At 62.8% G+C, this 24277-nt stretch carries 23 protein-coding genes and 2 pseudogenes; 20 read left to right on the plus strand and 5 right to left on the minus strand.

Annotated elements, in window-relative coordinates; translation table 11 throughout:
- Positions 1 to 2: 2 nt before the first annotated feature.
- From rnr to ACFJIU_RS15080, 4 genes are all read left to right on the plus strand, one after another.
- Positions 3 to 2303: a ribonuclease R gene (rnr, locus tag ACFJIU_RS15065; protein ID WP_379072776.1), complete on the plus strand. Its 2301-nt coding sequence runs from the start codon at positions 3 to 5 to the stop codon at positions 2301 to 2303.
- Complete coding sequence (locus ACFJIU_RS15070) at positions 2303 to 2737, plus strand: DUF983 domain-containing protein (protein WP_379073105.1); 435 nt, start codon at positions 2303 to 2305, stop codon at positions 2735 to 2737. The genes rnr and ACFJIU_RS15070 overlap by 1 nt, the downstream gene beginning before the upstream one ends.
- A 73-nt stretch (positions 2738 to 2810) precedes the next feature.
- Positions 2811 to 3548: an NUDIX hydrolase gene (locus ACFJIU_RS15075; protein ID WP_379072778.1), complete on the plus strand. Its 738-nt coding sequence runs from the start codon at positions 2811 to 2813 to the stop codon at positions 3546 to 3548.
- Positions 3549 to 3565: 17 nt separating this feature from the next.
- On the plus strand, positions 3566 to 4750 hold the full coding sequence (locus ACFJIU_RS15080; RefSeq protein WP_379072779.1) for an MFS transporter: 1185 nt from the start codon (positions 3566 to 3568) through the stop codon (positions 4748 to 4750).
- A gap of 6 nt (positions 4751 to 4756) precedes the next feature.
- On the opposite strand, the gene ACFJIU_RS15085 is transcribed toward ACFJIU_RS15080, so the two are convergent.
- Positions 4757 to 5488: a class I SAM-dependent methyltransferase gene (locus ACFJIU_RS15085; RefSeq protein WP_379072781.1), complete on the minus strand. Its 732-nt coding sequence runs from the start codon at positions 5486 to 5488 to the stop codon at positions 4757 to 4759.
- A 150-nt stretch (positions 5489 to 5638) separates the two neighbouring features.
- Entirely contained in the window at positions 5639 to 5866 is a 228-nt protein-coding gene (locus ACFJIU_RS15090; RefSeq protein WP_379072783.1) for a DUF4287 domain-containing protein, read from the minus strand.
- 375 nt (positions 5867 to 6241) lie between these two features.
- Here ACFJIU_RS15090 and rpsF point away from each other — a divergent pair, with 375 nt between their 5' ends.
- From rpsF to purF, 10 genes and pseudogenes are all read left to right on the plus strand, one after another.
- On the plus strand, positions 6242 to 6727 hold the full coding sequence (gene rpsF, locus ACFJIU_RS15095; protein ID WP_101934856.1) for a 30S ribosomal protein S6: 486 nt from the start codon (positions 6242 to 6244) through the stop codon (positions 6725 to 6727).
- Positions 6727 to 6976: pseudogene (gene rpsR / locus ACFJIU_RS15100) on the plus strand (30S ribosomal protein S18). The gene rpsF and the pseudogene rpsR overlap by 1 nt, the downstream one beginning before the upstream one ends.
- 194 nt (positions 6977 to 7170) lie before the next feature.
- Positions 7171 to 7755, plus strand: a complete 585-nt coding sequence (gene rplI, locus ACFJIU_RS15105; protein ID WP_379072785.1) for a 50S ribosomal protein L9 — start codon at positions 7171 to 7173, stop codon at positions 7753 to 7755.
- A gap of 155 nt (positions 7756 to 7910) precedes the next feature.
- The gene (locus ACFJIU_RS15110; protein WP_379072787.1) at positions 7911 to 9188 is read left to right on the plus strand and encodes a class I SAM-dependent methyltransferase; all 1278 of its coding nucleotides are present in this window, start codon (positions 7911 to 7913) and stop codon (positions 9186 to 9188) included.
- A gap of 67 nt (positions 9189 to 9255) precedes the next feature.
- Entirely contained in the window at positions 9256 to 9579 is a 324-nt protein-coding gene (locus ACFJIU_RS15115; RefSeq protein ID WP_379072789.1) for a YnfA family protein, read from the plus strand.
- Between the two features lie 2 nt (positions 9580 to 9581).
- Positions 9582 to 10559 carry a small ribosomal subunit Rsm22 family protein gene (locus ACFJIU_RS15120; RefSeq protein WP_379072791.1) on the plus strand — a complete coding sequence of 326 codons (978 nt, stop codon included), beginning with the start codon at positions 9582 to 9584 and terminating at the stop codon, positions 10557 to 10559.
- A gap of 207 nt (positions 10560 to 10766) precedes the next feature.
- Positions 10767 to 12257 carry a replicative DNA helicase gene (locus ACFJIU_RS15125; protein WP_379072793.1) on the plus strand — a complete coding sequence of 497 codons (1491 nt, stop codon included), beginning with the start codon at positions 10767 to 10769 and terminating at the stop codon, positions 12255 to 12257.
- A gap of 75 nt (positions 12258 to 12332) precedes the next feature.
- Positions 12333 to 13737: pseudogene (gene radA, locus ACFJIU_RS15130) on the plus strand (DNA repair protein RadA).
- 26 nt (positions 13738 to 13763) lie between these two features.
- Entirely contained in the window at positions 13764 to 14429 is a 666-nt protein-coding gene (locus ACFJIU_RS15135) for a CvpA family protein (protein ID WP_379072794.1), read from the plus strand.
- A gap of 86 nt (positions 14430 to 14515) precedes the next feature.
- Positions 14516 to 15985, plus strand: coding sequence for an amidophosphoribosyltransferase (gene purF, locus ACFJIU_RS15140; protein WP_379072796.1), 1470 nt, complete (start codon positions 14516 to 14518; stop codon positions 15983 to 15985).
- Between the two features lie 5 nt (positions 15986 to 15990).
- Here the strand turns inward: purF and ACFJIU_RS15145 are convergent, their stop codons facing one another.
- Together ACFJIU_RS15145 and ACFJIU_RS15150 are read right to left on the minus strand one after the other, a co-directional pair.
- The gene (locus ACFJIU_RS15145) at positions 15991 to 16203 is read right to left on the minus strand and encodes a hypothetical protein (protein ID WP_379072798.1); all 213 of its coding nucleotides are present in this window, start codon (positions 16201 to 16203) and stop codon (positions 15991 to 15993) included.
- Positions 16204 to 16266: 63 nt separating this feature from the next.
- Complete coding sequence (locus ACFJIU_RS15150; RefSeq protein WP_379072800.1) at positions 16267 to 16692, minus strand: DoxX family protein; 426 nt, start codon at positions 16690 to 16692, stop codon at positions 16267 to 16269.
- A gap of 185 nt (positions 16693 to 16877) precedes the next feature.
- Between ACFJIU_RS15150 and ACFJIU_RS15155 the strand changes: the two genes are divergently transcribed.
- From ACFJIU_RS15155 to ACFJIU_RS15180, 6 genes are all read left to right on the plus strand, one after another.
- Positions 16878 to 17639: an SDR family NAD(P)-dependent oxidoreductase gene (locus ACFJIU_RS15155; protein ID WP_379072802.1), complete on the plus strand. Its 762-nt coding sequence runs from the start codon at positions 16878 to 16880 to the stop codon at positions 17637 to 17639.
- A 94-nt stretch (positions 17640 to 17733) separates the two neighbouring features.
- Positions 17734 to 18363: a hypothetical protein gene (locus ACFJIU_RS15160; protein ID WP_379072804.1), complete on the plus strand. Its 630-nt coding sequence runs from the start codon at positions 17734 to 17736 to the stop codon at positions 18361 to 18363.
- Positions 18364 to 18559: 196 nt separating this feature from the next.
- Entirely contained in the window at positions 18560 to 18817 is a 258-nt protein-coding gene (locus ACFJIU_RS15165) for a hypothetical protein (RefSeq protein WP_326891367.1), read from the plus strand.
- Between the two features lie 245 nt (positions 18818 to 19062).
- Complete coding sequence (locus ACFJIU_RS15170; protein WP_379072806.1) at positions 19063 to 19953, plus strand: DMT family transporter; 891 nt, start codon at positions 19063 to 19065, stop codon at positions 19951 to 19953.
- A 68-nt stretch (positions 19954 to 20021) separates the two neighbouring features.
- Positions 20022 to 20930: a DMT family transporter gene (locus ACFJIU_RS15175; protein WP_379072808.1), complete on the plus strand. Its 909-nt coding sequence runs from the start codon at positions 20022 to 20024 to the stop codon at positions 20928 to 20930.
- A gap of 254 nt (positions 20931 to 21184) precedes the next feature.
- On the plus strand, positions 21185 to 23404 hold the full coding sequence (locus tag ACFJIU_RS15180) for an AMP-binding protein (RefSeq protein ID WP_379072810.1): 2220 nt from the start codon (positions 21185 to 21187) through the stop codon (positions 23402 to 23404).
- 36 nt (positions 23405 to 23440) lie between these two features.
- On the opposite strand, the gene pssA is transcribed toward ACFJIU_RS15180, so the two are convergent.
- Positions 23441 to 24274 carry a CDP-diacylglycerol--serine O-phosphatidyltransferase gene (gene pssA, locus ACFJIU_RS15185; protein ID WP_379072812.1) on the minus strand — a complete coding sequence of 278 codons (834 nt, stop codon included), beginning with the start codon at positions 24272 to 24274 and terminating at the stop codon, positions 23441 to 23443.
- Between the last annotated feature and the right edge of the window lie 3 nt (positions 24275 to 24277).

The following is a 24277-nucleotide window of genomic DNA, read 5'->3' on the forward strand; positions in this document are numbered from 1 at the left end:
CATTGGCGCGCAGGATCTCCGGACGAAGCCATGGCGATCCCCGCGCTGCCGATACCCGCCGGGGGACACGCGATCAGTATCGCCCCTCGCGTGACGAGATTCTGCGTTACATCGCGGAAAACCCAGATCGCTCCGGCAAGCGCGAAATCGCCAAGGCCTTTGCCTTGCGCGGCGACGATCGCGCCTGGCTGAAGGACCTGCTTCGCGACCTGCAGGATGAGGGCCTGCTGGAAAAGACGCGCAAGCGACATATTCGCCCCGGAGCGCTGCCTCATGTCGCCGTGCTCGACGTGATCGGACGTGACAGCGAAGGCGGTCTCGTCGGCCGGCCTGCGGAGCATCAGGGCAATGGCGAGCCGCCGGTGGTTTCGATCCGCGTCTCACGTAGCGGTCCCGTAGCCGGCATCGGCGACCGGGTTCTAGCCAAGACCTTCCCGACAGACGATCCGACCGGTCCTGCCTATACCGCGCGGATCATGAAGGTGTTCGAGAAACGCAAGGACGCCGTGCTTGGCGTCTTCCGGGTCATGAAGGACGGTACCTTCCGGGTCGAGCCGGTGGAGCGGCGGCAACCCGAACTCATCGTCGACCAGGAATTCCAGAACGGCGCCCGCAATGGCGACCTTGTCGAGGTCGAACCGTCGCGTGCCGGCCGCTACGGCCTGCCGCGGGCGAAAGTGCTGGCCGTCCTGGGTTCGCTGACCAGCGAAAAAGCGGTCTCGATGATCGCCATCCACGCGCACGACATCCCGCATATCTTCCCGCCCGACGTGCTGGCCGAGGCCGAGGCCTTGAAGCCGGTGACCTTGCAGGGACGCGAAGACTGGCGAGACTTGCCTCTGGTCACCATCGATCCGGCGGACGCCAAGGATCATGACGACGCGGTCTACGCGTTACCGGACACGGACGAAAACAATCCTGGCGGCGTGGTGGTGACGGTCGCCATCGCCGATGTCGCGACCTATGTACGGCCGAATTCGGCGCTCGATCGCGAAGCCCTGAAGCGCGGCAACTCCGTCTATTTCCCGGATCGCGTCGTGCCGATGCTGCCAGAGCGCATTTCGAACAATCTCTGTTCATTGCGCGAGGGCGAGGATCGCCCGGCTATCGCCACGCGCATGACCTTTTCGGCGGAAGGACGCAAGATCCGTCACAGCTTCCACCGCGTCATGATGAAGTCGGCTGCCAAGCTTGCCTATCCGCAAGCACAGGCTGCCATCGACGGAGCGCCCGACGACAAGACAGGCCCGCTCCTGGACAGCGTGCTGAAACCGCTATGGGATGCCTATGCGGTGCTGAAGCGTGGCCGCGATGCCCGCCAGCCGCTGGAACTCGACCTGCCGGAGCGCAAGATCCTGCTCAAGGAGGACGGCACGGTCGACCGCGTCATCGTCCCGGAGCGGCTGGATGCGCACAAACTGATCGAAGAGTTCATGATCCAGGCCAATGTCGCGGCTGCCGAAACGCTGGAAGCCAAGAAGCAGCCCCTGATCTACCGCATCCACGATGGCCCGACACTGGCCAAGCAGGAATCGCTGCGCGAATTCCTGCAGACGCTCGGCCTGTCGCTGGCGCGTGGCGCGCAGATGCGTCCGAGCCAGTTCAACGCGATCCTCGAACGCGTGCGCGGCGCCGACAACGAGGCACTCGTCAACGAGGTTGTGCTGCGCTCGCAGAGCCAGGCCGAATACAACCCCGACAACATCGGCCATTTCGGGCTGAATCTGCGCCGCTACGCGCATTTCACCTCACCGATCCGTCGTTATGCCGATCTGATCGTGCACCGCGGGCTGATCGCGGCGCTTGGCCTGGGGCCGGACGGCCTGACCCATGGCGAAGAAGAAAGGCTTGCCGAAACCGGAGCGTTGATCTCGGCGGCGGAACGCCGCGCCATGGCCGCGGAACGCGAAACCGTCGACCGCCTCATCGCAGCCTATCTGGCCGAGCGCGTCGACGAGCGCTTCGACGCCCGCATCTCCGGTGTCGCGAAGGCAGGACTTTTTGTCCAATTGCCACAATTTGGCGCAGATGGTTTTATCCCGGTGTCATCACTGGGTGACGATTACTATATATTTGATGAAACGGCGCGTTCGCTTTTCGGGGAACGCAGCGGCAAGGGATATCAGCTTGCGGACCGTGTTGAGGTCCGTCTTGTCGAAGTGGCGCCGCTGGCTGGCGCAATGCGCTTCGAAATGCTGAGCGCACCGAAACCACTGCCTGGCTCGAAACGGTCGTTTCACAAGGCAAAGGGCCGCGCCCGAGCCTCGCAATCGCGTTCTGGACCGCGCGGCAGGAGACGATGATGCAACAGCAGGTTTTCGGCGGCGAACAGCATTCCGGCAGGGCAACGCGCCCGCTGTGGACAGCGATGAAGCGTGGTTTCCTGTGCCGCTGCCCCAACTGCGGCGAAGGCAAGCTGTTCCGCGCTTACACCAAGACCTTCGACCATTGCGAGGCCTGTGGTGAGGAATTCCACCATCACCGCGCCGACGACCTGCCGGCCTATCTGGTGATCGTGATCGTCGGCCATGTCATCCTCGGCGGTTTCATGGGCGTCGAAGCGACCTCGACGCTGACCATGTGGCAGCACCTCGCGATCTGGGCGCCACTCACGATCATCATGTCGCTGGCGCTTTTGCAGCCGATCAAGGGCGCCGTGATCGGTCTGCAGTGGGCATACTACATGCATGGTTTCGGCGGTGAGGTCGATCACATCGAAGGTCATCCCGAGACCTGACCTTGCGGCTGGTGCAATGCACCGGCCCAGACCACCCCTTTAATTTGACATGAGTTTCCGCTAGGTCGGTCACATGCAAGGGATGACCAAGGCGGAAGTCGACAAGGCTGAGCGCAACGAATCCGCGCTCGGAGATGGGCCAAAACGTCCGCGCGACGCCGCGACGCTCATTCTGCTCGACCGTAAGGGCGACGACTTTCGCGTGCTCATGGGCCGGCGCCACGCGGCACACGCCTTCATGCCCGGTAAATTCGTCTTCCCCGGGGGCCGCACCGACCCTGCCGACAGCCGCGTTCCAGTTGCGACCGGCCTGCATCCCGAAGACGAAACCAAACTGACGGCTCGCGCCGGCCGCACCGGCCCCACCCGCGCCCGCGCCATTGCCTTGTCTGCGATCCGCGAAACCTATGAAGAGGCCGGACTGCTGATCGGCCGGAAGGGTTCCCTCGCCACAGGCAAGCGCGACTGGCAGGGGTTCGTCGAACATGGCGTGCAGCCTTCGCTGGAAGCCGTGCGCTTCATTGCCCGCGCAATCACCCCGCCCGGGCGCGTCCGCCGCTTCGATACCCGTTTTCTCGCGGCCTGGCGCGACGACGTCGCGGTTGCTTTGCCCAACGGCCCGACCAACGAGCTTGAAGAACTTGTCTGGCTGCCACTGGCCGAGGCAAGGAAAGCCGATATCCCGACGATTACGCGAACGATCCTGGACGAGCTGGAAAAGCGGCTCAGTGACGATCCGCTGCTGCGCCCCGGCGGGGCGGTGCCTTTCTATCGGATGCTCCACAACCGCTTCGTGCGCGACGTTCTCTAAGACAAAATCAGGTTGGCATGACGGACGAAACCATGGCGCAAGACGAGGAGCGCGTACATTGGCTGCCGATGATAGCAGCCATTTCCTCGATCAGCGTCGTGGGCATTGCCATCGGTCTCGGCATGCCGCTGCTAAGCGTCATCCTGGAATCACGTGGCCATTCAGCTTCGATGATCGGCCTGAACACGGCGGTCGCCGGTCTCGCGTCGATCGCTGGAGCACCCTTGGCGACGCCGATCGCCACCCGCCTCGGCGTCGCCTGGGCCATGCTGATCATGATCGCGGCAGGCGCGCTGGCCTTCGTCGGCTTCCATTTCGCGCCGTCGTTCTGGATGTGGTTTCCATTGCGTATCGTGCTTCACATCGCGCTGACGGTGCTTTTCATCCTGTCGGAATTCTGGATCAGCACGTCCGCCCCGCCAAAGCGCCGCGGGCTGGTACTCGGCATCTATGCCACAGTGCTTTCACTGGGTTTCGCCGCCGGGCCGTGGCTGTTTTCTCGCATCGGCAGTACTGGCTTCCTGCCTTTCGGCGTCATCATCGTGCTGGTCGCCGTGGCAGCCATCCCGGTTCTCGCCGCGCGCAAGGAAAGCCCGCCGATCCGGCCGGAGGGCGAAGAAACCAGCGGCTTCCTGCAATACATCTGGCTGGTTCCGACCGCCACGGCTGCCGTCCTGGTGTTCGGTGCGGTCGAGACCGGTGGCTTTGCGCTTTTTCCGATCTATGGCAACCGCATCGGCTATTCGGAGGCCGACGCGGCGCTGCTGCTTACCATGATCGGCCTCGGCAACGTGCTGTTGCAGATCCCCATCGGCATGGTGAGCGATCGTGTCGGTGACCGTCGCTACCTGCTACTGGCCTGCGCCGCCGTCGGATTGATCGGAACGCTGGTGATGCCCCACCTGGCCTCGAACTGGCACCTCATGGCAGGACTTCTTTTCGTATGGGGCGGTGTGGTGGCCGCGCTCTATACTGTTGGCCTCGCCCATCTCGGTTCGCAGCTTTCAGGCCACGAGCTGGCCTCGGCCAATGCCGCCTTCGTCCTCTGCTACGGCGTCGGCATGGTGCTCGGCCCGCAGGCCATCGGCCTCGGCATGGATGCCTTCGGGCCGTCCGGCTTCGGCGGTGCGCTGTCCCTGTTCTTCGGCGCCTACATCCTCCTGGCGGTCGGACGCCTTGTCCTCAAATCAGGCAGAGGCTGACGCATCTCAGGCCGCAAGCGGCCGCGCCTTCAGCCACAGGAACAACGGAATGCGATCCCAGTTGCGCATGGTAGCCCATTGCGGCCCGGTGTCAGGCTTCGGTTCCAGCAACGAGGTGATGGCGAGCCCGGCACCTTCCAGCGCCGCTACATAATTCTGCAACGGTTGCGACCAGCCGGCGAAACGCATGCGCAAGCCGTCGCGCTCCTCAGTGCCTTCAAAGCGCTCGCGGCCGAAATAGCTGCCGTCGACCACGAACGGTGCTTGCGGACGCTCGCGGTCGAAACGGCCGCGATCGGCAAAGGGATGCACGATCGAGACAAACAGCGTGCCGGACGGACGCAGAACACGCCGCATTTCCTTCACGGCGGCGGGCACATCGTCAAGATCCATCAAAACGTTGTAGGCCATGACGAAGTCGAAGCTGGCCGCTTCGAAAGGCAAAGCCGTGGCAGGCGCGACCTCATAGCGGTCTGCCGAATCGACCTCCCTGGCGGCGGCAACGAAAACTTCGACCGTATCCGTCGCGGTCACGCGATAGCCGCGTTCCTTGAGCAAGCGCGAAACCCTGCCCTCGCCGCAGCCGACCTCCAGCGCATCGCCGGTGCCTTTGCCAACAAATTCGGACAAGGCAGGCCGATAGGCCCAGAAGGCATCATGGCTGGGTGCGCGGGCCCACTCGATCCACTCGGAAGCGACATCGGACCAATGATCGTGGTCTCTCCGCGTGCCGGACATGGCGGGCTCCGTGTTTCGAAACGAAACGGGCCTGATGGCTCATTCACCGGGCTCGTACAATGTCCAACTCGGGCCCGTTCATGTTCCAGCCATCGAGCGATGCGCAATTCGGGAAGCGGCACTTCGTACTTGCGAGCCGACGGCGGTCTCTCAATCGCCGGGTTTCTTCTTGCCGGTCAGCAGGGCGTAGACCGCCATCGAGTGACCGTGACCGAGATCATAATCCGTCTTCAACCATTCGATGATCTGTCCGGCCTTGATGCCCGGCTTCAGCTTCCCGCCTTCCGAAAAGCCTCTGGCGTCGGCGAGGCGCATCAGATCGTCCGGTCCCTGGCCCGTCTTGTTCTTGATCGTATCGAGATAGGCCTGGAAAGACATGAAATTCTCCGGTTGTTGAGAGGCCGGAATATGAGGCGTTCGCCAGTCTGCCGCAACGCCCGCGATCCTAAAGCCGCCTAAATCGCGGCTCGGTGCGATTTCGGCGACGGATTGCCGCTGCATAGCCTGCCAGGGTTGTGTTCCTGCCAGATTGCTGTATAGACGCGCGCAATCTGCCGGTCCCAGCTGGGGGCTGAACGGAGGGCCGGAGGTTCTTCAGAGAACCGCCGTGTGGAGCGAAAACGCTTCCGCCTCCCGTGTCTCCGCTCTCGACCGTCTCGTCGTGCTCCTTTCTTCTCCGCGTCGCGGATAAAGAGAAGTTGCAGAGGCTTTAGCCGCCGGGAACCGGGAGAGAAACGAAGAAAGGCAAGACAAATGGCTCTTTACGAACATGTGTTCCTTGCCCGGCAGGATCTGTCGCAGCAGCAGGTCGATGAGCTCGTTGAACGTTTCAAGGGCGTCATCACCGCAGGCGGCGGCTCGGTTGGCCGGGTCGAGAACTGGGGACTGAAGTCCCTCACCTACCGGGTCAAGAAGAACCGGAAGGCTTACTACACGCTTATGGACCTGACCTGCCCACCGGCAGCGCTCAGCGAAATGGAACGCCAGATGGGTCTGTCGGAAGACGTCCTGCGCTTCCTGACCATCAAGGTCGAGAAGCACGAGGAAGGCGTTTCGGCAATGATGCAGAAGCGCGAAGAGCGCTCCGAGCGTGGCGGCTTCGGCGACCGTGACCGCGGTGACCGTGGTCCACGTTCGTTCGGCGACCGCGGCGATCGTGGTCCGCGCTCGTTCGGCGACCGTGACGGTGGCGATCGTGGCCCGCGTCCGCAGCGCAGCTTTGAAGGGGGTGCAGAATAATGGTCGACATCAACCAGATCCCGACCCGGCGCCCGTTCCATCGTCGCCGCAAGACCTGCCCGTTCTCCGGCGCCAATGCCCCGAAGATCGACTACAAGGACGTGCGTCTGCTGCAGCGCTACATTTCCGAGCGCGGCAAGATCGTGCCGTCGCGCATCACCGCCGTCAGCCAGAAGAAGCAGCGCGAACTCGCCCGAGGCGATCAAGCGCGCCCGCTTCCTCGGCCTGCTGCCCTACGTGGTCCGCTAAACAGCTTGCCCGCGGGCAGCAATGCCCGCGGGTTTTCTCCGGCAGTGATGGGCACAGCCGGTGATATCCAAATCCCAAGTTGGGCCTGGCCCTAACTGCCTCGACAGGCAGGACAGCGAAACCGGCGCCAAGGCGTCCTTCTCTTCCTGACTGTCTCCCGAACAGCGTCGATCGCGACGCAGATGGAGAAAACAATGGAAGTCATTCTTCTCGAACGTATTTCCCGCCTCGGCCAGATGGGTGACACCGTCAAGGTCAAGGACGGCTTCGCCCGCAACTTCCTGCTGCCGCAGGGCAAGGCGCTGCGCGCCAACGAAGCCAACAAGAAGAAGTTCGAAGGTCAGCGCGCCCAGTTGGAAGCCCGCAACCTCGAGCGCAAGTCCGAAGCCCAGCAGATCGCCGACAAGCTCGACGGCAAGAGCTTCATCATCGTGCGCTCGGCCGGCGAAACCGGTCAGCTCTATGGCTCGGTCTCGACCCGCGATATCGCCGATCTGCTGACCGCCGAAGGCTTCTCGGTTGCCCGCAACCAGGTCGAGCTGAACCACCCGATCAAGACCATCGGCCTGACCAATGTGGCGATCGCGCTGCATCCGGAAGTCGAAGTCACCGTGACGCTCAACATCGCCCGTTCGTCCGAAGAGGCCGAGCGTCAGTCCAAGGGCGAGACGCTCACCACTGCCGAAGCCATCTATGGCGACGACATCAACGAAAACGCCCGTCCGGACAGCTTCTTCGATCCGAACGCCGATTTCGAAGGCGAAGAAGAGAACGCCTGATCTTTTAGAGACCTGTCATAAAGCCAGTCTTGCTACTGGATCAAGAAACCGGGCCTGGCGCCGGTTTTTTTATGCCAACGGAACTTTTCGACGCTTCCGCCTTTTTTGAGGGATTGGACAGCACTGCTGTCACTATCGTTCTTTGAGGGCACGTCATGAATGTTTTTCTGGAACGCATTGCCGAACGCGTTGTTCGCAGAGGCAATCTGACCATCACCGGGCCAAATGGGGCGACCCGGACTTTCGGCGACGGCAGCGGCCCGAAAGTGCATATGGTGATCCATACGCGCCACGCGGAGCGCGCCATCACCCTGCACCCATCCCTGGCCATTCCCGAAGCCTTCATGGAAGAAGAACTCGACTTCGTTGAAGGCGACGTGCTCTCGTTCCTCCATCTCGTGTATCAAAACACTGGCATTTCCTGGATCGAGTCGACCTGGGGCAAGCTGGTCAACTCGGCGAGGCTGACCATCCGGCCGCTGCAGCAGCTCAACAATGCCCGCCAGTCGCGCCGGAACGTCGCGCACCACTACGACCTGTCGGGTGATCTCTACAAACTCTTCCTCGATACGGACATGCAGTATTCCTGCGCCTATTTCGAACGGCCGGACATGACGCTGGAGGAAGCGCAGCTTGCCAAGAAACGGCATATCGCCGCCAAGCTGAAAGTGCGGCCCGGCCAGACCGTGCTCGACATAGGTTCGGGCTGGGGCGGCCTCGGCCTCTACATCGCGGAGGCCTTTGAAGCCGATGTGCTGGGCGTCACGCTCTCCACCGAGCAGCATCAGGTTTCCACCGACCGTGCGCATGCCCAGGGCCTCGACCGGCACGTGCATTTCGAACTGCGGGATTATCGCGACCTGTCCGAGCGTTTCGACCGCATCGTGTCCGTCGGCATGTTCGAACATGTCGGTGTCAACCACTACAAGACCTTCTTCGACAAAAGCGCGAAACTGCTGAAGCCGGACGGCGTCATGCTGCTTCACACGATCGGTCGGACCGGGCCTGCCACCACCACCAATGCCTTCATCCGAAAGCATATTTTCCCCGGCGGCTATATCCCGGCGCTTTCGGAGATGATGCCGCATATCGAGCGCTCGGGCCTGGCGGTCACCGACGTCGAGATCCTGAGGCTGCACTATGCCGACACGCTGAAGCACTGGCGCGAGCGCTTCCTCGCCAACCGTGACAAGGTCAAGGCGATCTACGACGAGCGCTTCTGCCGCATGTGGGAGTTCTACCTGTCCGGTTCCGAAGCGTCCTTCCGCTGGCAGGATCTCGTCGTGTTCCAGATCCAGCTCACGCACAAGAACGACGTCCTGCCCATGACGCGCGACTATATCAGCAAGTGCGAAAAGGCCCTGGAAGTAAGGGATGCGCCGCAGAAGCCGCTGTTCGCAAAGCCGGCGCGGCGCCGCAAGGTCAAGGAATAGGGGCGAGATCCAGCCGGGCGTTTTGCCGGACTGGTCCATGGCCATCGAGATGGATTAAGAGAGGAGGATGAACATCCTCCTCTTTGTTGTCGCGGCTGTCGCCGAAATCGCCGGCTGTTTTTCATTCTGGGCCTGGTGGCGTCTGGAGAAATCACCGTTGTGGCTGCTGCCGGGCCTCGCCTCGTTGATTGCCTTCGCGTGGCTGCTGGCGCTGGCGCCGGTCGACGCCGCCGGACGCGCCTATGCGGCCTATGGCGGCATCTACATCGCCGCATCCCTGCTCTGGCTATGGCTCGCTGAAGGCGTTCGCCCCGATCGCTGGGATGTTGTCGGTGCCGCGATCTGCATGGCGGGAGCGTCGGTGATCCTGTTCGCACCGAGGAGCGTCTAGGCATGGAACTGCCCGCACCGCTGCGACAAGCCGTCGAGCAACTGCTGGACAACGTGCCGCTGGCAACCTTGAAGCAGGCTTCCCGGACGCTGTCCGACCGCTACCGTGCGGAAGTACGCGATGGGCGTCTGCATATGGGTGATGACGTTGCCGCCAAGGCCTATCTCGCCACCCGCCTGCCGGCCACCTATGCGGCTGTCCGCACCAGCCTCGAGGTGCTTGCACACACCTTGCCGGATTTTGCCCCCAGGACGATGCTCGACATCGGCGCTGGACCCGGCACAGTGTTGTGGGCAGCCGCCGACCAGTGGACTTCGATAGAATCGGCAACATTGCTGGAAGCCAGCAATGCCGCCCGCAAGGTGGGGCAAACGCTCGCGGCAGGCATCGATGTGCCGCAAGTGCACTGGCAGGCCGGCGACCTCACCATCGATCTGGCCGAGATGCCGGCCGCCGACCTCGTCACCATGGCCTATGTCATGGATGAAATCGCTCCGGCGTCACTGTCTCGGCTGATCGAACGCCTCTGGCAGTTGACCGCCGGCACGCTGCTCATCGTCGAACCGGGCACGCCCGCCGGCTGGCAGCGCATCCTGCATGCCAGAGCCCAGCTGATCGAGATCGGCGCTTCTGTCGCTGCGCCCTGCCCGCACCACGCGCCCTGCCCCCTGGCCGCGCCGGACTGGTGCCATTTTTCGCGACGTGTCGCCCGCTCCCGCCTGCACCGGCTGGCCAAGGATGCCGAAGTGCCCTGGGAGGACGAGAAGTTCATCTATCTCGCCGCATCCCGCACACCTCGGATCGCGCAGGAAGCCCGCGTGCTGGCGCCGCCGAGAGCCGGCTCGGGCAAGGTCGCACTCAAGCTGTGCCAGCCTGGCGGCATTGTATCGGAGCGGCTTTTCACGAAACGCGACGGCGACATCTTCAAGGCAGCGCGCCGGCTGGATTGGGGTGATACGCTCGACCTCGAATCTGCCTGACCGCGCCAATAGTTCTTGATCTGTTCCTGCTGCCCGGCTAGGCTTAATGCCCCACCGAGTCAATCGGATTCGGGGTGGTGGAATATCGTCCTGTGGACGATGAAGCCGTTCTGTGGATCACGGGCATGGTTGGCCTTTCAGGGCGTCTGGATGGACCGCAGCAACGATCCATCTGCTAACGACACACCAGGATAGGTTGGGGATATCATGGCAGAGGCAGCTCTCAAGTTCAGCGCGGCGGAAACGCCGCTTTACCGGGAAGCCCCCAACAACATCGAGGCCGAACAGGCTTTGCTCGGTGCCATGCTCGTCAACAATGACGCTTTCTACCGCGTCTCCGATTTTCTCAAATCCGCGCATTTCTATGAGCCGCTGCACCGCAAGATCTTCGAGGTCGCCGCGGAGCTGATCCGCATGGGCAAGAAGGCGGATCCGGTCACCATCAAGACCTTCCTGCCAGCCGACGACAAGGTCGGCGACATGACCGTGGCGCAATATCTCGCGAGGCTCGCCGCAGAGGCCGTCACCGTCATCAACGCTTCCGACTATGGCCGCGCCATCTATGACCTGGCCACCCGCCGCGCCCTGATTACGGTCGGCGAGGATATGGTCAACATCGCCTACGATGCGCCTGTCGACATGTCGCCTGCGGAGCAGATCGAAGACGCCGAGCGGCGCCTGTTCGAACTGGCCGAGACCGGCCGCTACGATGGCGGTTTCGAGGCTTTCACCGATGCGGTCAAAACCGCCGTCGACATGGCCAATGCCGCCTATATGCGCGACGGCCATTTGTCCGGTATCTCCACCGGTCTGCGCGACGTCGACCGCAAGCTCGGCGGCCTGCAACCCTCCGACCTGATCATCCTTGCCGGCCGCCCGGCCATGGGCAAGACATCGCTGGTCACCAACATCGCCTTCAACATCGCCGAAGCCTACCAGCCGGCCCAGCAGGCCGACGGATCGACAAAGGCCGCCAATGGCGGCGTGGTGGGTTTCTTCTCGCTGGAAATGTCGTCGGAACAGCTGGCGACCCGTATCATCTCGGAGCAGACCGAAATCTCGTCATCGAAAATCCGCCGCGGCGAGATCACCGAGTCGGATTTCGAGAAGCTGGTCGCCTGCGCGCAGACCATGCAGAAGATCCCGCTCTACATCGACGCCACCGGCGGCATCTCGATCGCCCAGCTTGCCGCGCGGGCGCGGCGCCTGAAACGCCAGCGCGGCCTGGAAGTCATCGTCATCGACTACGTGCAGCTGATGCAGGGCTCCGCCAAATCCTCGCAGAACCGCGTGCAGGAAATCACCGAGATCACCACCGGCCTCAAGGCACTGGCGAAAGAACTCAACGTTCCAATCATCGCGCTGTCGCAGCTGTCGCGTCAGGTCGAAAGCCGCGACGACAAGCGCCCGCAACTGTCCGACCTTCGCGAATCGGGTTCGATCGAGCAGGACGCCGACGTCGTGCTCTTCGTCTACCGCGACGAATACTACATGCAGAACAAGCAGCCAGAGGAAGGCACGCCGGAATACGAAGACTGGCGGATCAAGTTCGAGAAGGTGAAGGGCAAGGCCGAACTCATCATCGCCAAGCAGCGTCACGGCCCCACCGGCACGGTCGAGCTCGCATTCGAGGGCCAATACACCCGTTTCTCCGATCTCGCGGAAGAGCATCAGCTGCCCGAGCGGTTCGAACATTGATCTGCGCCCTGGCATCCCAGCACATGATCCTTGTCCGAAAAGGCCGCAACTTCCCGGACCGGGGCGACCAGGTTCATGGCTAAGTCCCGCGTACAGTTCATCTGCCAGAATTGCGGCACGGTGCATCAGCGCTGGGCAGGCAAGTGCGATGCCTGCGGCGAATGGAACACGCTGATCGAAGAAGGCACCGCCGGCGGCATCGGCTCGGGACCGGCGTCACTGAAGAGCGCCCGCAAGGGCCGCGCCGTCGCGCTGACGACACTTTCGGGCGATATCGAGGACGCGCCGCGCATTGCTTCCGGGATCGGTGAGCTGGATCGTGCCACCGGAGGCGGCTTCGTGCGCGGCTCGGCGCTGCTGGTCGGCGGCGACCCCGGCATCGGCAAATCGACATTGCTCACCCAGGCCGCAGCGGCACTCGCGCGCCAGGGCCATCGCATCGTCTATGTGTCCGGCGAAGAGGCCGTCGCGCAGATCCGGCTGCGCGCGCAGCGTCTGGGTGCCGCCTCGGCGCCAGTGGAACTCGCCGCCGAGACCAATGTCGAGGATATCCTGGCCACCATCGCCGACGGCAAGCGCCCGGATCTGGTCATCATCGATTCGATCCAGACCTTGTGGACCGACCTCGCCGATTCGGCCCCGGGAACGGTCACGCAGGTACGCGCGGCGGCCCGAGGCGATGATCCGCTATGCGAAATCCACAGGCGCTGCAGTGGTGCTCGTCGGACACGTGACCAAGGAAGGGCAGATCGCCGGACCACGTGTCGTCGAGCACATGGTCGACGCCGTTCTCTACTTCGAAGGCGAAGGCGGCCACCACTTCCGCATCCTGCGCACGGTGAAGAACCGCTTCGGCCCGACCGACGAGATCGGCGTGTTCGAAATGTCGGACAAAGGGTTGCGGGAAGTCGCCAACCCTTCCGAGCTTTTCCTCGGCGAACGGCACGCAAAGTCGCCCGGCGCCGCGGTTTTTGCCGGAATGGAAGGCACCCGGCCGGTGCTGGTCGAGATCCAGGCTCTCGTCGCGCCCTCTTCCCTCGGCACGCCCCGCCGGGCGGTGGTCGGCTGGGACGGGGCGCGGCTGTCGATGATCCTGGCCGTCCTGGAAGCACATTGCGGCGTGCGCTTCGGCCAGCACGACGTCTATCTGAATGTCGCCGGCGGCTATCGCATTTCGGAACCGGCCGCCGACCTCGCAGTGGCTGCGGCGCTGGTGTCATCGCTCACCGGTCTTGCCCTTCCGGCTGATTGCGTCTATTTCGGCGAAATCAGCCTTTCCGGCGCCGTGAGGCCGGTTGCGCATGCGCAACAGCGTCTCAAGGAGTCCGAGAAGCTGGGCTTCGGAAGCGCAGTCCTGCCCGTGGGCAGCGAGGAAATTGCCGGGGGTATAGGCGCCGGCGCTTTCCAGCCTACCGAGCTCGCCGATCTTGTGGCGCGCATCGCCGGCACCCGCCGCGGCCGCGCCATCGAGGACGAATAACAGGGCATATGGAGTAGGCGCAGGACATGCCGATTACGCTGCTAGACGGGATTCTCGCCGGCTTCACGCTTGTTTCTGCAATGCTTGCCATGGTGCGCGGCTTCTCTCGCGAGGTGCTGTCGATCGCCTCCTGGGCGGCAGCGGCGGTCGCCGCCTATCTGTTCTACAAGCCGGTCATTCCTTACGTTCAGCCCTATATCGACAATGAAAAGATCGCGATGGGCGCTGCCGCCGGCATCGTCTTCCTGATCGCGTTGATCGTCGTGTCGGTGATCACCATGAAAATCGCCGACTGGATCATCGATTCCCGGGTTGGCGCGCTCGACCGCACGCTGGGCTTCCTCTACGGCGCCGCGCGCGGCATTCTGGTCGTCGCTGTCGGGCTGATGTTCTTCAACTGGCTGGCGGGCGAGAAGGCACCAAACTGGGTGGCCGAATCGAAGTCGCGTCCGTTGCTGGAATCGATCGGCAAGTACATCGAAAGCGTGCTGCCGGAAGATCCAGAAAAAACGATCCTCAAGCAGCTCAACAAGAGCGGCGTGGTGCCCAATACCGGAACGCCGCCCGCAGGTACGCAGGCCCCGGCTCCCGAAGGGACAGTGCCTGAAAACAACGAGGCGCCGGCACCGGACGACGAAGCTCCGGCCGATCAGCCGCCCGCCGGCGGCAATGCGCCGGCTACAAACAACTGACGATCATGTGAAACGCCGCGAGAGCACGTTGCTTTCGCGGCGCCATGGCCTTATATCGCGGTTTTAGCGGACAAGAGGCTTCCGGCATGGCAGACGCAGACGACGTGCTTTGCGCCGAGGCAGATGACCACTTCCACGACGAATGTGGTGTCTTCGGTATTTTCGGCCGCCAGGATGCGGCCGCCATCACCACACTTGGACTTCATGCCTTGCAGCATCGCGGCCAGGAAGCAGCGGGCATCGTCTCCTACGACGGCAGCCAGTTCCATGTCGAAAGGCATGTCGGCCTGATCGGCGACACCTTCACCAAGCAGTCGGTGATCGACCGGCTGCAGGGCAACCGTGCCATTGGCCACACGCGCTATGCCACCACCGGCGGCGCCGGCTTGCGCAACGTGCAGCCTTTCTTCGCCGAGCTCTCCACCGGCGGTCTCGCCGTCGCCCATAACGGCAACATCACCAATGCACTGACCGTGCAGCGCACCCTGCAGAAGCAGGGCTCGATCTTCTCCTCGACGTCCGATACCGAGACGATCCTGCATCTGGTCGCCACCTCGAAGGAACGCGACATCAATTCGCGTTTCATCGAAGCCATCCGCCAGTTGGAAGGCGCTTTCTCGCTGGTCGCCCTGACCTCGAAGAAGCTGATCGGCGTGCGCGATCCGCTGGGCATCCGCCCGCTGGTGCTGGGCGATCTCGACGGTGCCTGGATCCTTGCCTCCGAAACCTGTGCCCTCGACATCATCGGCGCCCGCTTCGTGCGCGACATCAAGCCCGGCGAAATGGTCGTCATCACCACCAAGGGCATCGAAAGCCATTTCCCGTTCGAGCCACAAAAAACCCGCTTCTGCATCTTCGAATATGTCTATTTTGCCCGCCCGGACTTTTCGATAGAGGGCCGCAACGTCTATGATGTGCGAAAGCGCATCGGTGCGGAGCTGGCGCGCGAAAACCCCGTCGAAGCCGATATCGTCGTGCCGGTCCCGGATTCCGGAACACCTGCCGCGATCGGCTTCAGCCAAGAAGCCGGCATTCCGTTCGAACTCGGCATCATCCGCAACCACTATGTTGGCCGCACCTTCATTTCGCCGGGCGACTCGATCCGCCACATGGGCGTGAAGCTGAAGCACAACGCCAACCGTCGCATGATCGAAGGCAAGCGCGTGGTGCTGGTCGACGATTCGATCGTACGCGGCACCACATCGCAGAAGATCGTGCAGATGGTGCGCGACGCCGGCGCCAAGGAAGTGCATATGCGCATCGCCTCGCCGCCGACCCGCGCGTCCTGTTTCTACGGCGTCGACACGCCGGAGAAGTCGAAGCTGCTGGCTTCGCGGATGTCGGTGCAGGAAATGGCGGAGTTCATCCGTGTCGACACGCTCGGCTTCCTCACCATCGAGGGGCTTTATCGCGCCGTCGGCGAGGCCGGGCGCAATGAAGAGCAGCCGCAGTTCTGCGACGCCTGCTTCACCGGGCAATATCCGACGCGCCTGCTCGACCACGAAGGCGCCGACAACGTGCGCACGCTGTCGCTGCTGGCGAGCGGCGGACAGTAAGCCGATCACAACAGATGCCGCTCGGCGTCTTCTGGATCGACTTCGATGAGAAAGACTTCGAGCGCCTTCCAGCCTGGATGACTCTTGGGGTCGGAGTTACCGCTTCCGACGCAAGGGATGCTCTCGCTCTGCTGAAACTGCACTTTTTCGCCGAGGCAGAGATGCCAGTGTGTCGCGTCAGGCCCGTCGAGAGCGTAGAGGATCTCGAACAGAACCACGTTCGACCCAATGTCGGCAACTTCCTCCGACGCGGCATCTGGTACCCGGCCTTTGATGGCTGGTCATGACTGCGCGCTGGACTCCGTGGCCCGCCCGACCAGACTTCGTTTGATGGCGAGAACTTCGCCCGGGCCGTGAACCGCGGCGTAAAGCAGCCCCGCGAAGAAGGTGAAGTGGTCGACAAAGAAGCCAAACTCGGCCTGGTTCGCCTGCCAGCGCGACGGACCGTGGAACGAGACGGCCAGGAAGATCACATAGGCGGCCGCCAGCAAGGCGGCTTCCGAAAAGAAGGCGCCGCTTAGAAACGCCAGCACCAGCGCGACTTCAAAGATCGCCGCCAGCCAGGCCAGCAACAGCGGGACCGGAAAGCCGACCGCAGCGATGTAGGCGGCCGTGTTGGCCATTCCCGCAAACTTGAAGGTTGCGGCCATGGCGAAAACACCGGCGAAGATCAGTCTTGCGACGAGAATTGCGACAGTCCGGCCCATTTTGTCCTCCTCTGGAAGCCGAGTTCATTCCAAGGACGTCGGGAGGTCGCGTTTCCCGACATGGCCCCATGAAATGCTGCGACCATTCGTCGAACCGGCCATCGGCAAAGGCTCGCGGGGTTTCGTTTGCGCCAATTTCGTCCTATCTGATCGCGCTGACCGTTCTCGTCATATTGGATGACCGCATGACCGCTACTCCAGACCTCACCGGCCGCCTTGCGGTCGTCACCGGCGCTTCGCGCGGCATCGGCTACTTCATCGCCAAGCAGATGGCGGCCGCCGGCGCGCATGTCATCGCGGTTGCGCGTACCGTTGGCGGACTTGAAGAGCTGGATGACGAGATCAAGGCGGAACACGCCAGGACCGGCAAAGGCGAGGCGACGCTGGTGCCGCTTGACCTCGCCGACATGGCCGGCATCGACCGGCTGGGCGGCGCGATCCACGAACGTTGGGGCAAGCTCGATATCCTGGTCGCGAATGCGGGCGTGCTCGGCGTGATTGCTCCGATCGGCCATGTCGAAGCCAAGACCTTCGAGAAGGTGATCAACGTCAACGTCACCTCGACCTGGCGCCTGATCCGCTCGGTCGACCCGCTGCTCAGGCTTTCCGACGCGGGCCGGGCCATCCTGCTCTCCTCGGGAGCCGCTCACTCCGCACGCGCTTTCTGGGGGCCTTACGCCGCCTCCAAGGCCGCTCTTGAGGCAATGGGGCGGTCCTGGGCCGACGAGACCCGCAATTCGCCGCTGCGCGTCAACATGGTCGATCCCGGTGCCACCCGCACCGCCATGCGCGCGCAGGCGGTGCCGGGCGAAAACCCGGATACGTTGCCCCATCCTTCCGAAATTGCCGCGCGCATCGTGCCGCTTGCCGGCCAGTCGGTCACCGAGACCGGCATGATCTTTCAGGCCAAGCCCAATCGCTGGGTCTCGTACCAGATGCCGGCCTGAGACCTTCGGTACTCAAGCAGGTCTTGGTTGCGGGATGAATTCCTTCCCCGGTATCGTTGCCCATGGCAGGGGCATCCAACCGGGAGGAATTTCCATGCGCAAACTGCTTTTCTTGTCCATGACCGCGGCGATCATCCTTGCGGGATCCGCCTATGCTCAGGACAAAAGGATGAGTTTCTTCGTCACCAGCGTTGGTTCCGGCAAGGGCGCAGATCTTGGCGGACTGGCCGGCGCGGATGCCCATTGCGGCAAGCTGGCCGAAGCCGCTGGCGTGACCGGCAAGACCTGGCATGCCTACCTTTCCACCAAGGACACCGATGCACGCGACCGTATCGGCAAGGGCCCGTGGCTCAATGCCAAGGGCGACAGGATAGCGGATGATGTCGCGTCCCTGCACAGCGACAAGAACAATCTCACCAAGCAGACGGCGCTCAACGAAAGAGGCGAGGTCATCAATGGACGCGGCGACAAGCCGAACCGCCACGATATCCTGACCGGCTCGAACCCGGACGGCACCAAGGCCACCGACAAGACTTGCGGCGACTGGACACAGAGCGGGGCCGAGGGCGTCGCGCTCATGGGTCACTCCGATCGCACCGGGCTGGACGATTCGGCAGCGGCCAAATCCTGGAACTCGTCGCACGGCTCGCGTGGCGGCTGCAGTCAGGACGCATTGAAAGGCACCGGCGGCGACGGGCTGTTTTATTGTTTTGCGGCTGAGTGAGAAACCCGCGGCAACCGTCGGATCCAGGCCACACTTAAATCCAAGTTCGGTTGCTGTGTTCACTTTTGAAGGCAGCTGGCTCCGAAGGTTGATTCAGCTTTCGAAGCCGGATGTCATGCGCGTGCTTTCACGCGCCGCCAAGACTTGCTAGGTTCCGTCAACTCATTCATTCCCAATCCCAAAGTGAGGACTTCCCATGTCATCGACCGTTGCCCTGGTCTGGTATCTCGTCGTTGCCGGCCCGCAAGGCGGCATGGTTGTACTGCCCAGCACCTTCGACAATCGCGAGCAGTGTGCTGCAGCCATTACCGAATTCCAGAAGCAGCAGCCTGCGCCAACCGGCTGGACCGTCCAGTGCGTGCCGAGCGCCTCGCCTTATGCCGATATGGGCGACGACGAGCCCGGCGCCGAGCAGCAGCCGCAGCAACAGCAGCAACCGGCTCCCGCCCAGTAAGCTGGGGCACGTTGCGGCGCCAAGGCAATTCCAGGGAAAGTGTGAAACGGTTTTCCGTCCGGAATTGCGTAGACAAAAGCTGGAGCGTTTCCGTGAAAAATGGAAACACTCCAGAACTGCGCCAACGCAAGCATTTGTCTGGCTCAGCAGCGCTGAAGCAGCCTCTCGTGTAGCTTGGCAGCTACGGAGGGGCCTGGACCAATGACGGTCCTGGCTCGGCCGCGTATTCCGCAACCGAGCCCACAATGACAGACGTCGTTCTCTCCGATACGCGCGAAAAGGTGCTGGCTGGCATTCTATTGACCAGCCTGGCCTATCTGCTGTTTTCGCTGCAGGACGCCTCGATCAAACTGCTGGTGACGGCCGCCACGGTCTGGCAGATTCTGTTCATCCGCAGTGCCACGATCCTCGTTGGCTGTCTTGCAGCCGGCGGCGGGCAGCTGGTCATCGATTCGGCACGGTCGCCGATCCTCAAATCCATGCTCTTGCGGAGCTTCCTCATCCTCGCAGCATGGCTTTGCTACTACACGGCCGCGAAGGACCTGCAGCTCGCCGAGCTCACGACCATCTATTTCGCCGCGCCGATCATCGTGACGGCTCTGTCGATCGTGATCCTGAAGGAGAAAGTCCCGCTGCTGCGCTGGGTGGCCGTCCTGATGGGCTTCGGCGGCGTCTTCGTCGCCTGTGATCCCGCCAGCCTCGGCTTCTCGCTGCCCGTTCTGCTGGTATTGGCGGCGGCCGGCTTCTGGGGTCTTTCCATCGTGTTGCTCAGCAAGGTCGCAACACAGGAGCGCACCACTGTGCAGCTCGTGCTGAACAACGCATTCTTTCTGGTGATCGCCGGAATTCCTTTGCTGTGGAGCTGGCAGACACCAAGCTGGCAGGAATTTGCGCTGATGATCGCTGTCGGTGTCCTCGGTGGCCTTGGCCAGTATTTCCTGTTCGAGGGGATGAAGCGGGCACCGATCTCCATCATCGCCCCGTTCGAATACACAGCCTTGCTCTGGGCCTTCGCGCTTGGATTCCTGATCTGGGGCGACGTGCCGCGTGACGCCGTATTTGTCGGTGCGGCCATCATCGTGCTTGCCGGTCTTGTCGTCGTCGCCAGCGAACGTTTCCGCAAACCCGCGGCCTGAACAACCGATATTCCTGTCAGAAGGCTGTCAGGAGCCCGACGCTAGTATGATCGGCACCGGAGGGGCTGATGGAACAGGCGAATGAGGCTGAAAAGAACCGTGCACTCGGCATCCTGCTGGTGGCAGCATCGGCAATCGTCTTCGGCCTAAGCGGTGTGCTGACCAAATCGATCACCGCCGACGCGCTGACGGTGACCTGCTGGCGCGGATTTGTCGGCTTCCTGTTGATCGGAGCCTATGTGCGCTGGCGGCCGGGCCAGACTGGAAAGCGGCCTGACTTGCGGCTCGGCTGGCGTGGATGGCTTTTGGCCGTCGAAGGGGCTGCCGCCAGCATCGCCTTCATCGCGGCCTTCAAGTTCACCTATGTGGCCAATGTCGCGGTGATCTACGCGACAGCGCCATTCGTGACCGCCCTGCTCGCCTGGATACTGGTACGCGAACCGTTCCGGCTGCCAACGATGGCTGCGGCTCTGCTGTCGCTTTGCGGTGTCGCCGTCATGGTGCATTCCGGCCTCGGCACGGGCAATCTGTTCGGCGACGGGTTGGCGCTGCTGATGACGATCGGCAGCTCGCTCTACATGATCATGGTCCGTGGCTTCCGCGACACCCCCGTGGTCTGGGCGGGCGCCGTTTCGTCATTGCTGTTGTTCCTGTTTGGCCGGTTCGTCACGGATCCGCTGGCCATCAGCCGCCAGGATATCGTCCTGCTGGCGGTTTTCGGCACCTCTTTCGCGGTCGCCTCGGTGCTATGGACCGAAGGCAGCAGGCTGATCCCTGCTCCGGAGGCGGCGCTGCTCGGTGCAGCCGAGATTCCCGCCGCGGCGTTGTTCGCCTGGCTTTTCCTGTCCGAGATCCCTCCCTACGCCAGTCTGACAGGCGGAGCCGTGGTACTAGCCGCGGTCCTCGCACACGGCTGGCATGACTGGAGCTCCGCGCAGCGCCTGGCGCAGCTTTCCACAGCCAAAGCTGTAAAATAATTGCGCTGTCATGGAACCATCACAGGGCCCGCGCATTATTGTGCTGCGGGCCATGCTCTAGTCCCCCCAACCCCTCGGCCCGTCCCCCTCCAGCCGACCTCATGGTCGGCTTTTTCTTTGCACGAGCGCACTCTCCCGTTTCGCATTGACCTTGATGCCACTTTCGATAGGGTCTGCGCGGTGCGCCGGTAATCGGAGCGCGAAGCGTCCCACCGGACGCGCGACACCCTGAACTGCATTGGGAGTGACGCGGTATGATCCTGGCTGTTGCCCTGTTCGCAGCTGTCGCGGCTGTCTGGCTGCTCATCGCAATCATCGAAAAGGTCCGCCTTGGGCTGAGCTTCGCCCAGGCATTCCTCTACACACCGTTCAAGCTCGCTTACCGGATCACCGATCACAAACTCAGGGTCGCCCGCGACGCGGATGCCCCTGTGATCTACGCAATTGTCCATCAGTCGAAGCTCGATCCGGCGCTGATGTTGTCGCTTTTGCCGGAGAATACGCTCCACATTCTCGACGAGGCCTCTGCGCGCTCGTTCTGGCTTGAGCCTTGGCGCGAACTCGCCCGCACCATCGCCTTCAACGCTGAACATGTCTTTGTCAGTCGGCGGCTGGTGCGTGTCCTGAAAGGGCGAGGTCGCCTCGCGGTTTATTTCCCGGATGCTGTCGAACCGGACCTGAAATCGTTCAGGCTCTACCGCGCGGTGTCACGAATCGCCCTGCAGGCGGATGCCCGTATCGTACCGATCTTCGTCGGCGGCGCCCGCTGGCTTCCCAGTTCGCTGTCACCGGCAGAGCAAGCTCCGCGCACGCTGTTTCCCCAGCTCACGATCAGCGTGCTGCCACCGATGACGCTTGAGCAACTGGCTGCGCGAGATGGCGAGCCAGCACGAAATCGCGGCAATGCGCTGTTCGACTATGTCGCGGAGGCCCGCTTCGGTGCCACCGATCTCGGAAGCAGCCTCTTCCAGTCGGCCCGCGCTGCATCGGATCGCTTCGGCTCCTCTCATCCGATCATCGAAGACGTGGTGAGCGGAAAACTCAGCTACAGGGCACTCTTCGCAAGCGCGCGCGTCTTCGGCCAGCACATCGAGGCGCGTACGGCACCCGGCGAGGCAGTGGGCGTCATCCTGCCCAACGCCAACGCCATGGTGATCTCATTGCTTGGACTTTGGTCGTCCGGTCGCGTCGCCGCGATGATCAACTACACGGCGGGTCCCGCCAATGTAACCTCCGCCGTGCGCACAGCGGTGATCCGCACCGTGGTCTCGTCGCGCGCCTTTGTCGAAAAGGCATCCCTTGCCGATATTGTCACCGCCGCCGAAGACGGCGGCGCCAAATTCGTCTGGCTCGAGGACATTCGTGAGAGCACATCGAGCCTCGCAAAGCTGGCAGCAGCTGCCTTATGGCGTTGGCCGCTGCAGCCGCAGGACGCGCAGAAGCCTGCGGTGATCCTGTTCACCTCGGGCTCGGAGGGGCAGCCGAAGGCCGTTGTGCTTTCCAGTTCCAATCTCGTGGCCAATGCCATGCAGGCCGAGGCGCGTCTTTCGCTCTCACCCAAGGATACCCTGCTCAACGTGCTGCCGGCGTTTCACTCCTTCGGCCTGACATGCGGGGCTATCCTGCCGCTGCTGAGCGGGATGAAAGCGTTTCTCTATCCCTCCCCCCTCCACTACAAGATCATTCCAGAAATAGCGGGCAAGACGCGTCCTACCGCGATGATTGCCACCGACACCTTCCTGGCAAACTATGCACGCCAGGCCAGCGACAGTGATTTCGCCAGCCTGCGCTTCATCGTGGCGGGTGCCGAACCGGTGAAACCGGAGACACGCCGTACCTACCGAGACCGGTTTCAGGCCGATATCGTCGAAGGTTTTGGCCTGACGGAGGCCGCCCCGGTTGTCGCTGTCAACACCGCGATCCACAGCCGCGAAAGTACCGTCGGCAGGTTGTTGCCCGCCATTCGCATGCGGCTCGATGCCGTCGAAGGCATCAAGGATGGCGGCAGGTTATGGCTGGCCGGACCGAACATGATGATGGGCTACATGACCGCGGACCGGCCGGGAGAGTTGCAGCGGCTGGAGAACTGGCATGATACAGGCGACATCGTTTCGGTAGACCGGGACGGTTTCATCACCATCCGTGGCCGAGCCAAGCGTTTTGCCAAGATTGCCGGCGAGATGGTGTCCCTGGGCGCGGTCGAAATGCTGGTGCGATCGCTCTGGCCCGAAGACAATCACGCCGCTGTTGCGCTGCCCGACAAACGGCGGGGCGAACGTATCGTCCTGGTGACCACCGCCGATGATGCCGATCCGGAGGATCTGCGCGACTTCAGCAAGCAGCATGGCGCGGCTGAACTCATGGTGCCGCACGATATCGTCAAGGTCGATACGCTCCCGGTTCTGGGATCCGGCAAGACTGATTATGTCGCCGCGAAAAAGCTGGCGATGGAGCAACTGGGGCTGGCCGTCTGACGCTTCAGAACAATCTCCCCGGACGAGGCTTGCGGCTCAGCCTTCGCCTTCGATCCCCTTGTGGTCGACATCCGGCGGCAGGATCGCCTCGCCTTCCTTCTTGGCACGACGCGAATAGGCGCGCACGCTGAAGGGTAGGAAGATCAGATAGGCTGCCACCGATGCCGTCAGCGTGTGCCATGGGTAGCTGACCAGCAGCAGCACATAAAGCACGACGGCAAGGATCACCGGCAGCACGCGATCTCCGGGAATCTTGAGGCTCTTGCCGGAGTAGACCGGCAACCGGCTGACCAGCAGGAAAGCAATCAGCACGGTGAAGGCGACGCCCGCAAATGCGATCGGCCGTGTCGGCTGCATGCCGAGGAAAGCCAGGTAGAGTGGCAGCAGGACCAGAACGGCACCCGCCGGTGCCGGCACGCCAACGAAGTAGTCGGCTTGCCATGCCGGCCGATCCGTCTGCTCGTCGAGCACGTTGAAGCGCGCCAATCGCATGCCGCAGGCGATGGCGAACAGCAGCGCTGCGATCCAGCCGGGCGATCCCGCCCTGTCAAGCAGATAGGCGTAGAGGACCAGTGCGGGTGCGACGCCGAAATTGACGATGTCGGCCAGCGAATCCATCTGTGCGCCGAACTTCGACGTTGCTTTGAGCAGCCGGGCCAGGCGACCATCGATGCCGTCGAGGAATGCTGCAAGCAGCACCATCACCACCGCGGTCTCGAAACGGTTCTCGAAAGCAAAGCGAATACCGGAAAGGCCGGCACAGATCGCCAGAACGGTCACCAGGTTCGGAAGAACCATGCGCAGCGGAATTTCCGTGATGCGCGGCCCACCATGACCGTGCGCCTCGAATTTCTTGAAGGGAGCGCCCATCGC

The organism is Mesorhizobium sp. UC74_2 (assembly GCF_042701485.1).
GTDB lineage: Bacteria > Pseudomonadota > Alphaproteobacteria > Rhizobiales > Rhizobiaceae > Mesorhizobium.